Below are 13,084 nucleotides of genomic sequence, written 5' to 3'. Positions count from 1 at the left end.
GGGGGCGGGGCGGAGCCTCGGGCACCTCGAGGCCGCAGTGGCGGCCGGGCGGCGTACGGGTCGGGCCGTCGCCGTGCACCTGTACCTGGACTGCGGGACAGCGCGCGACGGCTGCGCGCCCGAGCTGTGGCCCGCGCTGTGCGCCGCGGCGTGGCGCGCCGAGCTGACCGGTGCGGTGCGCGTCGTGGGGGTCATGGGCCACCTGGCGTGCGCGGCGAGCCTCGACCCGCAGGCCAACGCGGACGCCACGGCCCGCTTCGTGCACGGCGTCGCGCGGGCGCGCGCCGCCGGCCTGCGCCCGGCGCTGCGGCACCTGGGTGCGACAGCCGCGGTGCTGGGCCTGCCGGCGACCCGGTTCGACCTGTCACGCGTCGGTGCAGGCCTCGTCGGGATCGACCCGACCGGCCGGTGCCCCGTGCTGCACGCGGTCGCGCAGGTGACCGCCCCCGTGGTGCAGGTGCGTGACGTCGGCGCCGGGGTCGGCGTCGGGTACGAGCACACGTACCGCACGCCCGCCCCGACGCGCCTGGCGCTGCTGCCGCTCGGCTACGCCGACGGCCTGCCCGTGACCGCGTCGGGACGCGCGCAGGTGCTCGTCCACGGCCGGCGACGGCCGCTCGCGGGGCGAGTGTCCATGGACCAGGTCGTCGTCGACGTGGGCGACCTGCCGGTGCGGACCGGCGACGTCGTCACCGTCATCGGCACGGGCGACGACCTCGCCCCCACGCTCACCGAGTGGGCCGGCTGGGCGGGCACCCTCCCGCACGAGCTGCTCACCGGCCTGGGCCGCCGCCTCGTGCGGCACGTCGTGCCCGCACCCCCGTCCACCAGCCCCGAGGAGCTCGCGTGACCACCGACCTGCAGCACGACCCCGTGACCTCCTCGAGCGTGCCGCGGTGCCGCGTCGCGGTCGTCGGCGGCGGCGCCAACGCCGAGCACGACGTGTCGCTCGCGTCCGCCGCAGCCGTCCGCGCCGCGCTGGCGCCCACGCACGACGTCGTCGAGCTGACGGTCGCGCGCGACGGGTCGTGGTCGAGCGGCGGGAGGGCGCTGACGTTCGCGCAGGCCGTGGGGCTCGTCGCGACGTGCGACGTGCTGCTGCCCGCCGTGCACGGCCTGCACGGCGAGGACGGGACGCTCGCGGCGCTGGCCGACCTCGCCGACGTGGCGTGCGTCGGGTCGGGGGTGCGGGCGGGCGCCGTCGGCATGGACAAGTGGCTGACGAAGCTCGTCGCGGCCGCTGTGGGGGTCGCCGTCGCCGACGGGCGGGTCGTGCGCGGCGTCGCCGAGGCGTGCGCGGACCCGCGGCTCCCGGCGGTGGTCAAGCCGGTGTCGAGCGGGTCGAGCCACGGGGTGCGGCACGTCGAGACCGCCGCCGAGCTCGCGGACGCCGTGGCCGCCGCGCTCGAGCTCGACGACCGCGTGCTCGTCGAGGAGGTCGTGGCGGGCCGCGAGATCGACGTGGCCGTGCTGCGTCGCGCCGACGGCACGACCCTCGTCTCCCCCGCCCTGGAGATCGGGCACGCGGGCGCCGTCTTCGACACCGCGACCAAGTACGACGGCAGCGCGCGGTTCGTCGTGCCCGCGGCGCTCGACCCGGCGGACGCCGATGCGCTCGCCCACGCCGCGCTGACGGTGGTCGACGCGCTGGGCTGCGACGGCGTGGCGCGCGTCGACTTCTTCCTCACCGTGCGCGGCCCGGTCCTCAACGAGGTCAACACCATGCCGGGAATGACGGCGCACTCCCAGGTCCCGGTGATGTTCGCCGCGGCCGGCCTGACGTACGGCGAGCTCGTCGGAGAGCTCGTCGCGCAGGCGTGCACGCGGCACGCTGCGCGCACGTCGTGACGGCGGCGAGCGACCGGGTGACGCTCCCGTAGGCCGCAGCCTGCCGGCGTGGGCCGTGCCCACCGTGCGGAATGCCCCGAAATCCACCCGTGTCGGGCGGTGCTGCTCTACTACGCTGACGCGTTCGCACGATGAGGACGCGCGTCAGTCACTGGCGAGCCGGTCACGACGCGCGAGACAGCAGGGGGCTGTTGTGGTGGAGAACCTGATCACGATTCAAGCGCCGTGCCTGGCCGGGGAACCGGCTCGGCAGGTCACGGTGAGGGCCGGGCAGTCCGCGTCGGTCGGGGTGTGTCGGTGCCGTGCGTGCGACCTGAGCCTGAGGATCGACGACGATCTCACGCCGGCGTTCACCGCGCAGGTGACGGCGACGGACGGCTACTGGCTCGTCAGCAACCTCTCGGACGACCAGCCGATGCGGATCATGAACATGGAGGACCCCTACCAGTACTTCGTCGTCGAGCCTGCCCGGCAGCGCGTCCCGGTCCCGTTCGAGCTGTCGCAGATCGGCTCGACCAGCGCGCCCGGCGACTCGATGGTCACGGTGTTCGGTCCCGAGCCGACGCTCCTGGAGGCAGGCGTGCCGGCGTGCAGCGCGGCGCCGACCGGCCCCCTGCTCGACTCGCGCGCCACGTACCACCGGGTGCTGCGTGAGCTGTGCCGGCCCCGGCTGTCGGGTTCGCTCAGCGCACCCCTTCCCACGTCCTCGGAGATCGGCAGCAGGTTGAGCGGGGGACGCCGGCGGCTCAGCGCCCGGGCGGTGGACGCGCACATCCGGTACGTCAGCGCGAAGCTCGAGCTGCCGCAGGGTGCGGGGCGGGAGGCGCTCGTCGCGGTCGCCATCCGGCTGGGCGTGGTGCAGTGACGCCCGGGGCGCCCCGGGGCGCCCGCGTCAGGCATCGCGCCGCGTGAACGTCACGCCCGCCGCACCGACGAGCGCTGCCGCCCACGCCGCGAGCACGCCCAGCCCTGCCCAGCGCGGCAGGGGGTCCGTGCCCTCGGGCAGCCCGACCGCGCTGAGCGCGGCGTCATGGGGGAGCAGGGCGATCAGGTCGGTCAGGGCGCCGCGCAGCGTCGGCGCGACGAGCAGCCCGGCGACGACGAGCACGACGAGCGGCAGCACGGCACCTCGGGCCAGCACCGCGAGCCCGAACGCGACGACCGGCACGAGCGTGTAGACGGCGACGAGCGCGACGACGTCCACCGCCGCGGCGCCGGGCGTCAGCGTGCCCTCCGCGAGCAGGCCGGAGTGCTGGACGAGGTGTGCAGGCACGACGACGACGACCGCGGCAGCCGCGCTCGCGGCGGTCACGGCGACCAGCTGTGCGCCGAACAGCCGCGGCCGGTCCGGGACCGCGAGCAGGCTGACGCGCAGCTGCCCGTTCAGGTACTCGGTGCCGGCCGCGAGCGCGCCGAGCGCGGCGAGCACGTAGACCGGCGCGAGCATGACGCCGCCGATCTGGCCGAGCGGGGTGCCGCCGTCGGAGCCGGCGACCCGCACGGTGTCGTCGCGGGCCAGCAGTGCGAGCACCAGCTGGGCGACGAGTGCCAGGCCCACCACGGTCCACGTCGAGGCCAGCGTGCGGACCTTGTCGAGCTCGCCCGCGACGACCGCGCTCACGGCGCGTCCCGTCGCGCGAGCGAGGCGCCCGCGCCCGCTCCCGTGACGAGGACCCAGGCGACCAGGACGAGCACCGCGAGCACGGGGCCCGAGGTCAGGTCCGGGGTCGAGACGGGGTCCAGCAGCAGGTTCCGGCCGGCGCTCACGGGCAGCCACCGGTCGAGCCCCGGTGCCACCAGCTGGCCCATGGTCACCGTCGTCAGGATGACGGCGGCCACGACGGCGACGACGATGCTCCGCGCGGCGAGCGTGATCGCGTACGTCACGAGGCACAGGGCGACCGCGAACGCGATGAACCGGGCCTGAGCGGACAGGGCCGCGGGGCTCACGACGAGGCCCGGCTTCCACTCCTGGACGGCGAGGTGGGTGAACACGGCGGACACGAGGGCGACGAGGGAGGCGGGCACGAGCAGGAAGACGGTCGCGGCGACGAGCTTCGCCGTCATGAGGCGTCCGCGCGCGGGCACCGCGAGCAGGCTCGTGCGCAGCTGGCGGCCGCGGAGCTCCTGGCCGGCGACCACGGCCGCGACCACGGGCAGGAAGATGCACATCTGGAGCGACGACGCGACGAGGCTCTCGAGCATCGCCTGCTCCGCCTCCTGAGGCTGCCCGACGAAGATCTCGATCATGCCGTCGGGCGTGATCGCGGCGACGGCGTCGGCGTACAGCGACAACGAGAGCGCGCTCACCAGGACCTGGATCGCCAGCACCGCGCCGAGCGTGAGCCACACGCTGCGCAGCGTGACGATCTTCGTGAGCTCGGCACGCGCCACCGCGAGCAGGGCGCTCATCGGGCGGCGCCCGTCGCGAGCGCCGCGAAGAAGGCCTCCTCGAGCGAGAGGTGCCCGGCGACGACCTCGTCGAGCGTCCCGCGCACGACGACCCGGCCGCGGTCGATGATGACGAGGTCGTCCACCGTGTCGGACATCTCCGCCATCTGGTGCGACGAGACCAGCACCGTGCGCCCCTGCGCGGCGAAGTCGCGCAGGAGGGTGCGGATCCACCGGATGCCCGCCGGGTCGAGGCCGTTCGTCGGCTCGTCGAGCACGACGACCTGCGGGTCGCCGAGCAGGGCGGTCGCGATGCCGAGCCGCTGCGTCATGCCCAGGGAGAACGTCCGCACGCGCTGCCTGCGGGCGCCGGTGAGGTCCACCAGCTCGAGCACCTCGTCGACGCGTGCCCGCGGGATCCGGTTGGACTGCGCGACCCAGCGCAGGTGGTCGACGGCGCGCCGCTCGGGGACCGCACCCGCGCCGTCGAGCAGGGCTCCGACGGTCCGCAGCGGGTGCTCGAGGTCCCGGTAGCGCCTGCCGTCGATCGTCGCGGTCCCGCTCGTCGCGGCACTCAGCCCGAGGAGGATGCGCAGGGTCGTCGACTTGCCGGCGCCGTTCGGGCCCAGGAACCCGGTGACCCGGCCGGGACGTGCGGTGAAGGTCGCGTCGTCGACCGCGGCGGTCGTGTGGTAGCGCTTGGACAGGTGCGAGATCTCGATCACGGGAACCTCACGGACGATCGGGCGGGACCTGTCGATCCTGCGTGAGTCGCCCCCGCGGCCGGGTCACCCGGAAGTAGACACCTCGCCGCGGGCGCGCGCCGGCAGCAGCGCGTTGACCTCGAACCCGCCCTCCGGGTGGTTGCCCCACTGCACCGTGCCGCCCACCAGGTGCGCGCGCTCGCGCATCCCGGTCAGCCCGAACCCCGGACCGACGCCTGCACCCTCGACTCGACTGACGCCTGGACCCCGCTGCCGGGCGCCGGGGCCGTGGTCCCTCACCTGCACCCGCACGTCGTTCCCGACCGACTCGACGACGACCGTGCACGGCGCGCCCGGAGCGTGCCGGACGGCGTTGGCCAACGACTCCTGGACGATCCGGAACACGACGAGCGCAGTCGCGTCGCGGAGCGGCTCGTCGAGCGAGACGCGCTCGTCGACCTGCACGCCGGCGGCCCGGGTCCGCGCGACCAGCTCGTGCAGCTGGGGCGCGAGAGCGACGTCGTCGGACTCGTCGGGGTCCGCGGCGCGCAACGTGCCGACGAGCTCCTGGACCTCCGTCAACGTGTGCCGGGCCCGCTGCTCGATCTCGGCCAGTGCCTCGCGCAGCTCCGCGTCGGTCGCGTCGGGGAGCGACCGGGCCACGCCGGCCTGCGCGCTGAGGAGCCCCAGGGCGTGACCCACCACGTCGTGCACCTCCCGCGCGACCTCGAGCCGCGTGGCCGCGCGCGCCGCGTCCCGTGCCGCGTCGAGCTGGCGGCCGACCGCCGTCCCGAGGAGCCACGCGACGCCGGGCGCGACGACGGAGAGGATCGCCCACTGCGCCGCCTGCCGGGCGTCGTCGGGGAAGCCCACCGTGACCGAGACGAGCAGGAGGGTGACGATCAGGCCGACGACGAGACGGCGTGCACTCGTGGCGCGCCGGACCGCCAACGGGTAGAGGCACCAGGCGGCCGCGAGCATGAAGTCGTCGGTGAGGCCGAGCGCGGCGGCGACCAGCGTCGCGACCCCGACGCCCCCGACGAGCACCGCGGGGAGCCGTTCCCGGGTGAGCATCGCGGCGCCGACGAGGGCCGCGAGCGACAGGCCGGCCGCGAGCCGCCACCCCTGGTGCTCGAGCGTGGGCGGCAACCAGAACACGCCCAGCACGACCACGGCGGCCAGCGCGTCGGCGAGCCTGCGGAGCACCGCCGACGACCCGCGCGGCGGCTGGGCCACGATCGCAGGGCCAGGCACGCGTCGCACCCTATCCGTCTCGTCGGGCACCGGCACGGGCGTGCCGCCGCGATACTGGGCTGCTATGGCCGACCCTTCGATCCGCGTCGTCGTCGCCGATGACGACCCGTCCTTCCGGGCCGTGTACCGCAAGCTCTTCGACCGCACCGAGGGCTTCCGGCTGGAGGGCGAGGCGGGTGACGGTGCCGAGGCGGTCCGCCTGGTGCGGGCGTACCGGCCCGACGTGGCGCTCCTGGACGTCCAGATGCCTCGTCGTACCGGCCTCGAGGCCGCTCGGGAGATCCTCCAGGACGTGCCCGGCGTGCGGGTCGTCATGCTCACGACGTTCGACCTCGACGAGTACGTGCACGAGGCCCTCGGGCTCGGTGTCTCCGGGTTCCTGCTCAAGAACGCCTCGCCCCAGGAGGTGCTCACCGCGGTGCGGACCGCGCACGCAGGTCACGCGCTGCTCGCGCCGGAGGTCACCGCGCGGCTGATCCGGCAGCTCGCCCCGCCCCTGCCGGACCGGCGCCACGCGTTCGTCGGGCAGCTGCTCACGGCGCGTGAGATCGACGTCGTGCGGCTCGTCGCCCGGGGCCTGTCGAACCAGGAGGTCGCCGACGAGCTCGTGCTCAGCACCGAGACCGTCCGCACCTACCTGCGGCGGATGTTCGTCAAGCTCGGGGTCAAGGACCGCACGCATCTCGCCGTCCTCGCGTACGAGGCCGGCCTGCTGCACGAGACGCGCTGACGGGGCGCTCCTTCAGGCGATCAGCTGGTGGTGTGCCAGCTCGCGGTACAGGGCGCACGTCTCCATCAGCTCGCGGTGCTTGCCCTGCGCGACGACGCGGCCATGGTCGAGCACGACGATCGAGTCCGCGGCGACCACCGTCGAGAGGCGATGGGCGATGACCACGACGCTCTGCTCCCCGGCCGACGCGACGAGGTCCTGGACCAGCCGCTCGTTGTTGCTGTCGAGGTTCGACGTGACCTCGTCGAGCAGCAGGACCGGAGAGCCCGCCAGGAGCGCGCGGGCGATCGCGAGGCGCTGGCGCTCGCCGCCGCTCAGCAGCTCGCCGCCTTCGCCCACCTGGCAGTCGAGGAACGCGGCGCCGTCGTCGTCGGCCTTGAGCAGGTTGACCTGGCGCAGCGCGTCGACGCACTGCTCGGTCGTCGCGGTGTGCGCGCCCAGGACCAGGTTGTCCCGGACCGTGCCTGACAGGACGGGCGCGTCCTGCTCGACGTAGGCGACCTGGCGGCGCAGCTCGAGCCGCGACAGGTGGCGCACGTCCTCGCCGCGGAAGCGGACCGTGCCCTCGGTCGGCTCGTAGAACCGCTCGAGGAGCGCGAAGACGGTGGACTTGCCGGCGCCGGACGGGCCGACGAGCGCGGTCGTCGCGCCGGCGCGGAAGTCGACCGACACGTCGCGCAGCACCCAGTCGTCGGTGCGGGCCGCGCTGTCCGGGGCCTGCGGGTACCGGAACGAGACGTGGGCGAGCGCGAACACGGCCGGGGCGGAGGCAGCGAGCTGCGGCAGCGGCGCCGCCGGGAGCGCCTCGACGTCGCGCTCCCCCTCGATCGCGTGGACCTCCAGCACGCGGTGGAGCGAGCCGAACGCCTCGCCGAGCTGGGCGAAGATCCCCGCGCACAGCGTGATCGGCGCGGCCATGAGCATCAGGTACATGATGAACGCGCTGAGCTCGCCCACCGTGAGGCTCCCGGCGGCGACGCGCATCGCGCCGACGGCGATGATCGCCAGCAGGAGGACCTGGATGGTGACGGCCGCGAACGTCTGGATCGCCGCACGCAGGGTCGCGGCCGCGTAGCCGGCCTTCAGGACCGTGGCGGCCTCCCCCACGGCGACCCCCACCTCACGGTCGGCCGAGACGGTCGCGCGGATCGTCCGCATCGATCCGAGCGCGCGGGTCACCGCGCCGGCGAGCGTGCCCATGGCGGTCTGCAGGCGGAGCCCGGCGGGTGCGGTCCGACGGCCGATGATCACGATCACGACGAGCGCGACGACGATCGTGACGACGGCGAGCGCCAGCAGCGTCCAGTCGATCAACGACATCATGACGATCGAGACGACGACCGCGACGACGCTCGTCGCGAGCTCGACGATCCCCGAGCTCATGACCATCCGGAGCTGGCTGATGTCGGTCGTCACCCGTGAGACCAGGTCGGCGCGGTCCCGGCGTTCCAGGACGCCGATCGGGAGCGTGAACAGGTGCCGGATCAGGCGCTCACGTGTGTCGAAGGCGAAGAGCTCGCCGGACCGCTCCATCACGAGCTGCTGAGCGTTGGTGAAGACGGCGCTCAGGACGAGGAGCCCGACGAGGAACCCGACGGTCGTCGCCTGCACGCTGCCCTGGAAGCCGTCGACCGCTGACGCGACGACACGCGGCTGGAGCGCCCCGAACGCCGTGCTCGCGGAGCCGAGCACGAACGCCAGGACCATGCGGGCGCGGTACGGCCGCAGGATGCGCAGGACGTCACCCAGCCCCGCGGGCCGGGGGGCCGGCGCGCCGCTCTGGGCCGATGCTGCTGCCGGGGACGCCGCCGGCGCCTGCGGCTGGTCGATGACGGGTGTTCCGGTCATGGTGGTGCACTCCAGTCGGACGAAGGTCAGATGCTGCGGGGTTCAGCGCCGCGCGGAGACGCGCAGGACGGGACGGAAGTGCGCGACCGCGGGTGGTTCCCCGATCGGGACGCCGTCGACCTCGACCCACGCGTGTGCGACGAACGGATCGGGGCGGAACCCCGTCTTCCACGTGGGCGCGCGGCGGTGCAGGCGCGCCAGGAGCACCACGGCGATCGAGCGCTGCAAGCACCCCTGGCCCGCGCAGCGCCGGCTGACGCTGTTGACGTCCGTGCGCCACCGCAGCACCTCGTCGGCCTGGGCGGGCCGGGCGCCCGCGGTCACGACCACCAGGACGCGCCGGATCGCCGCGGGTGGGAACGCGGCGAGCACGAACGCCGAGGCGGTCGCGAACCGCGCGACGAGCGACCGGCGGAACCCGATGCGCTCGCGCAGCTCGGCGAGGACCGGCGCGCTCATGCCGACGCGTCCGTGACGAGCTTGGCCTTGCGGAACTCCGTGAGGAGCTGCAGGTGGTCGGCTCGGACGCGCGCCTCGTCGGCGCCGGTCTCGTGGGCCACGGCACGCACGTGGTCCTCGAGGGTCGAACCCTTGGCGAGCTCGTCGAGGAACGTCATCGCGGCCTCGTTGAGGTGCCAGTACACGCCCTTGCGCGAGTCGAGCAGGACCCTGCCGTCCTCGACGTCGACGATCTCGAGGCCTTCCTTCAGCTGGACGATGTCAGCTCACCCTCTCGAGTACGTGCAGCCAGCGGCTGCGGGTCTGCGAGCGACCGGAGCCATCGCTCGGTGAACGCGATCTGGTCGAGGTCCCGGTACTCCGCGCCGTCGACGGAGTACTCGCTGATCGATTGCATGATTCGTCCCGCCGAGACGAGCCCCAGGTCCTCGAGGACGGAGCCCGACGCGAAGAGCTCGCGGAGCAAGGGGGTGGCGGCACGGTGGTGCGCGAACACCTCGGCCGAGTAGTCGCCCTTGTCCGCGCGCGTGAAGTAGTCGAGGGACATCCGCGTCGGGCGCGCGGCGGCCAGCAGAGGCTTGACCGGGTACTGGCGCGCGCGATCCCCGATGCGCAGCGCGAGGCACGCGTCGACGACCCTGCGGTCGAGGTACGGGCTGTCGAACGACAGGCCCGCGCCCGGCGTCCGGGCCTGGTTGACGCGTCGGACGTCGGCGCCGTGGACGGACAGGTACTGCACGATCTGGTGGAGGGTGCGGTCGGGCGAGTACGGTCCCCGTCCCTCGTCTCGCTCCCGCGTGGCGAGCTCGCGCACGTGCTCGCGGGCGGTGTCCGTGAGGGCGGGGTGGACCCGGGGCATCGCGACCCACCGGGAGTGGTCCGCCAGCTCCGGCTCGGCGCGGGCGAAGTCGGCGTGTGCGACGCGCGTGAGGTCGTCCGCGTACGTGCTGCGGTCCGCCAGCATCCGCAGGGTGCCGACGAGCGGGTACCGGTTCGCGAGTCGCTGGCGCCGGATCTGCCGCACCCGGCCCTTGTCCCCGGACCGCAGCAGCGACCACAGGATCGTCGTGACCGGGCCGAAGAGCGCGTCTCCCGCGTGGCCGTTGAGGTGCAGGGAGGAGCCCGTGGGTGCCAGCGCGTCCTCGAGCATCGGGACGGCCGCCGCGGACACCGAGGCGATGCTCGGTCCCTCGGGTGTGTTGCCGAGCGTCCCGGTCGTCGCGTCGATCAGCCGGGGGAGCACGGAGGCGTACGGGACGACGACGTGGTGGGTCCCGAGTTCGGCCGCCGCCCGGTCCGCCCACACGTGGTCGCCGTTCGCGACGTTCTGCGAGCTGAGGAAGAGGCTGTGGTGCCGGGTCCGGGAGCCGGCCAGGAAGAAGTTCAGCGTGGTCGAGTCCAACCCGCCGGACAGGTCGGCGCTCACCTCACGGCGGCCTCCCGTGCGGGACGCGAGCGCCGCCTCGACGGCCTCGCTCAGCACAGGCGTCAGCTCGGCGAGCGAACGGTCGGGTGCGGGCGGGCTCCACCACCGCACCGCGCGCGGCGCGCTGGCCTCACGCGAGTCCAGCCACTCGCCGGGTCGCAGCGTGTGCAGGCCAGCCCAGATGCTCCGCAGGCCGACCGGGAGCGAGATCTCGGCATCGGTCAGCCGGCTCGCCAGGACCGCCGGGTCCGGTGCGAGCGCTGCGAGCCGCTGCAGAGCGAGCTGCTCGTCGCTGATCACGGGGACGCCGTCGATCGTCGTCCAGCACAGCGACCTGGTCAGGAACACCGGCGCCTGCGACCGCATACGCCCGTGCGACCGGGCGAACAGCAGCACGTCCCCCTCGGTGATCCGGCTGGCGTCGAGGTGGTCGACGGACGTCGAGCCCGCGAGCCAGGCGGACAGGGACCGCTCGTCGAGACCGTGGGAGTCGTCGCCGACGACGACCACGTCCAGGTGCCGGGAACGCGCGCTGAGCACGCGTCGACCCTCGGCACTCCCGACCAGCCACGGATTTCCCGACGGGTGGCGGAAAAGCACATCGCCAACCGTGGCGGCGAGATCAGCAGCCAGCCCGTGAGGCACCGGGCGATCGGGCAGGACGACGATGGGCATTCCGTCTCCAGATTCGTGAAGAAAGGTCGCCAACGCGCATTGTGCGGGCGGTCTTGCGCAATTGAGAGCGCGCTCGGAGAGCGTCGGTGCGGATCGCGTGCTGTCGATCCGCACCGACGCTCCGTGCAGCGATCTAGCGGGTCATCAGACGTAGATGACGAAGATCGCGGGGCGCCGGAAGATGTCGTTGTGCGGCGCCTTGCCGAGGCTCTTCGTCACGGACTTGAACGATCCGATGCGCGTGAGCTGCGGGGCGGAGTAGGTGCTCATTGTTCACTCCTCTCGTTGGTCGAGTTGTGGACGCGAACAATCTCTGTCCGCTGTCCGGAGTTTATGAGCGCGCCCGGCGGACGAGAATCTCGGCCGCCAGACAATAGGTGGGGTTGTGCACGCACATTCAGCCTGGTATTGCGGGCGCGCCGTGGGCGAGCTCTTCGCGGTCCGGGAGTGCGACGGCACCTGCTCGGGCTCACGGGGCTCGAGCGCGCGGACGGCGTCGAGATCGCCGTGCCGGAGACGTCGTGAGGCACCGGGCGCTGCACGAGCGCACCCGGACGACGGTGGGTGTCAGCGGTGGGGTGGCGGGGCGTCGCCCGTCGGGTGGCGGCGTTCGATGACGCGGCAGAAGTGGGCGTTGGTGAACAGGGCGGCGGCGCCGACGAGCAGCACGAGCGAGAACGCGAGCATGAACGCCGCCCGCCACGCCTCGTCGGCGCCCAGCGCGAACGCGAGCGGCGGCAGCGCGAGGAGCACGAACACGATCCCGAAGGCGAGGTAGAGGCCGCTCCCGCCGCGTCCTCCCCACCAGACCCCGGCCCACCGGATCCGCTCGACGGGTGCCGGCACGGCCGCGCCCGGCGATGTGGCGGGACGCACCGCGTCGGACCAGCGGGTGCCGTCCCACCACCGCTCGGTGCCGGGGTGGTCGCCCGGGTACCAACCGGCGGGCGGCGGCGGTGCGGGTGGGTGGGTCACGTCGCGAACGCCGAGGTCGGCCACGCGAGCGCGGGGGTGTCGGACAGGCGCTCGGCGTTCTCGGCGTTGTGCGCGGACGCGCCGGTGAACGCGGAGATGAGCGAGTAGATCCCGACGATGAGGCTGAGCACCGCCACGATGAGGCCGATCACCGCGCCGATGCCGAACGTCTCGACCGCGGTGAGGATCGCGAGCACCAGCCCCGCGACGCACAGCGCGAACGAGATGTACGCGATCTCCAGCTCGTCGAAGAACTCCTCGATGTCGGTCGCGAGCGAGTTCAGCGCGTCGCGCAGGCCGCGGGCGACGTCGTCGATCGAGCCGACGGCTGCCTTCTGCTCGGCGAGCGCGGTCTGGTACTGGTCGGTCGCGAGCGAGTCCCACCGGTCGCGGCTGTGCGCGTCGAGGTTGGCGGCGACCATGTCGGCGTCGAGTGCGGTGGCGCGCGCGAGCACGTCGGTGTCGAGGCGGCTGGCGGCGGCACGCAGCGAGCTGGGGCGCCCGACGGATCGCGCGAGGAGCCGGAACTGGTCGAGCGCGTCGTAGATGGTCTCGGCGCACTCGCGGACGGCTTCGAGGATCAGCTTGCGCAGGAGCGCCTTGACCGGCTCGGGCAGCGGCACGGACACGGGCCAGCCGACGCGCACCGCGTCGAGCGCCCGGTCGACGAGCCCGGGCGCGGCGGCCACGTTGCTGCGCACCTGCTTCTCGATCCGGTCGCAGCCGACGCGGATCAGGTCCGCGACCTGCTCGGCGGATGGTCCGAACATGGGG

The 13,084-nt window shown here is 73.8% G+C and carries 15 protein-coding genes; 4 read left to right on the top strand and 11 right to left on the bottom strand.

Features of this window, described 5'->3' with window-relative positions; genetic code table 11:
• The 3 genes from CWIS_RS12975 to CWIS_RS12965 all read left to right on the top strand — a co-directional run.
• Nucleotides 1–850 (top strand): alanine racemase (locus CWIS_RS12975; RefSeq protein ID WP_197080845.1); only part of this gene is annotated, 850 nt, incomplete at its 5' end.
• The gene (locus tag CWIS_RS12970) at nucleotides 847–1,848 is read left to right on the top strand and encodes a D-alanine--D-alanine ligase (RefSeq protein ID WP_048343720.1); all 1,002 of its coding nucleotides are present in this window, start codon (nucleotides 847–849) and stop codon (nucleotides 1,846–1,848) included. The genes CWIS_RS12975 and CWIS_RS12970, both read left to right, overlap by 4 nt.
• A gap of 361 nt (nucleotides 1,849–2,209) precedes the next feature.
• Nucleotides 2,210–2,713, top strand: coding sequence for a hypothetical protein (locus CWIS_RS12965; RefSeq protein WP_156186656.1), 504 nt, complete (start codon nucleotides 2,210–2,212; stop codon nucleotides 2,711–2,713).
• A 27-nt stretch (nucleotides 2,714–2,740) separates the two neighbouring features.
• Here the strand turns inward: CWIS_RS12965 and CWIS_RS12960 are convergent, their stop codons facing one another.
• The 4 genes from CWIS_RS12960 to CWIS_RS12945 all read right to left on the bottom strand — a co-directional run bounded on the left by CWIS_RS12960 (nucleotide 2,741) and on the right by CWIS_RS12945 (nucleotide 6,197).
• Entirely contained in the window at nucleotides 2,741–3,469 is a 729-nt protein-coding gene (locus CWIS_RS12960; RefSeq protein ID WP_053071721.1) for a hypothetical protein, read from the bottom strand.
• Entirely contained in the window at nucleotides 3,466–4,260 is a 795-nt protein-coding gene (locus CWIS_RS12955) for an ABC transporter permease (protein WP_048343719.1), read from the bottom strand. The genes CWIS_RS12960 and CWIS_RS12955 overlap by 4 nt, the downstream gene beginning before the upstream one ends.
• Complete coding sequence (locus CWIS_RS12950; protein ID WP_048343718.1) at nucleotides 4,257–4,964, bottom strand: ABC transporter ATP-binding protein; 708 nt, start codon at nucleotides 4,962–4,964, stop codon at nucleotides 4,257–4,259. The genes CWIS_RS12955 and CWIS_RS12950 overlap by 4 nt, the downstream gene beginning before the upstream one ends.
• Before the next feature lie 63 nt (nucleotides 4,965–5,027).
• Nucleotides 5,028–6,197 (bottom strand): sensor histidine kinase, encoded by a 1,170-nt coding sequence (locus CWIS_RS12945; RefSeq protein WP_156186655.1) that lies wholly within the window; start codon nucleotides 6,195–6,197, stop codon nucleotides 5,028–5,030.
• Nucleotides 6,198–6,261: 64 nt separating this feature from the next.
• Here CWIS_RS12945 and CWIS_RS12940 point away from each other — a divergent pair, with 64 nt between their 5' ends.
• Nucleotides 6,262–6,927, top strand: a complete 666-nt coding sequence (locus CWIS_RS12940; RefSeq protein ID WP_048343733.1) for a response regulator transcription factor — start codon at nucleotides 6,262–6,264, stop codon at nucleotides 6,925–6,927.
• 12 nt (nucleotides 6,928–6,939) lie between these two features.
• Here CWIS_RS12940 and CWIS_RS12935 read toward each other — a convergent pair whose 3' ends face one another.
• The 7 genes from CWIS_RS12935 to CWIS_RS12910 form a co-directional block, all read right to left on the bottom strand.
• A complete protein-coding gene (locus tag CWIS_RS12935; RefSeq protein WP_082156446.1) occupies nucleotides 6,940–8,775 on the bottom strand; it encodes an ABC transporter ATP-binding protein in 1,836 nt (611 codons plus the stop codon).
• A gap of 42 nt (nucleotides 8,776–8,817) precedes the next feature.
• Nucleotides 8,818–9,234, bottom strand: a complete 417-nt coding sequence (locus CWIS_RS12930; protein WP_048343717.1) for a lasso peptide biosynthesis B2 protein — start codon at nucleotides 9,232–9,234, stop codon at nucleotides 8,818–8,820.
• A complete protein-coding gene (locus CWIS_RS12925; RefSeq protein WP_255318521.1) occupies nucleotides 9,231–9,440 on the bottom strand; it encodes a PqqD family protein in 210 nt (69 codons plus the stop codon). The genes CWIS_RS12930 and CWIS_RS12925 overlap by 4 nt, the downstream gene beginning before the upstream one ends.
• A gap of 41 nt (nucleotides 9,441–9,481) precedes the next feature.
• Nucleotides 9,482–11,200, bottom strand: a complete 1,719-nt coding sequence (locus tag CWIS_RS12920; protein WP_048343715.1) for an asparagine synthase-related protein — start codon at nucleotides 11,198–11,200, stop codon at nucleotides 9,482–9,484.
• A 279-nt stretch (nucleotides 11,201–11,479) separates the two neighbouring features.
• Nucleotides 11,480–11,605: a lasso RiPP family leader peptide-containing protein gene (locus CWIS_RS18450; protein ID WP_141371438.1), complete on the bottom strand. Its 126-nt coding sequence runs from the start codon at nucleotides 11,603–11,605 to the stop codon at nucleotides 11,480–11,482.
• Nucleotides 11,606–11,902: 297 nt separating this feature from the next.
• Nucleotides 11,903–12,310 carry a DUF2510 domain-containing protein gene (locus CWIS_RS12915; protein WP_082156454.1) on the bottom strand — a complete coding sequence of 136 codons (408 nt, stop codon included), beginning with the start codon at nucleotides 12,308–12,310 and terminating at the stop codon, nucleotides 11,903–11,905.
• Nucleotides 12,307–13,080 carry a hypothetical protein gene (locus CWIS_RS12910; RefSeq protein WP_048343713.1) on the bottom strand — a complete coding sequence of 258 codons (774 nt, stop codon included), beginning with the start codon at nucleotides 13,078–13,080 and terminating at the stop codon, nucleotides 12,307–12,309. The genes CWIS_RS12915 and CWIS_RS12910 overlap by 4 nt, the downstream gene beginning before the upstream one ends.
• Nucleotides 13,081–13,084 lie beyond the last annotated feature (4 nt).

The sequence above is a fragment of the Cellulomonas sp. A375-1 genome (assembly GCF_001040865.1).
In the GTDB taxonomy this organism is placed as follows: Bacteria; Actinomycetota; Actinomycetes; order Actinomycetales; family Cellulomonadaceae; genus Cellulomonas; species Cellulomonas gelida.
The sequence above is the reverse complement of the archived record's forward strand: the minus strand, read 5'-3'. Positions and strand labels throughout refer to the sequence as shown.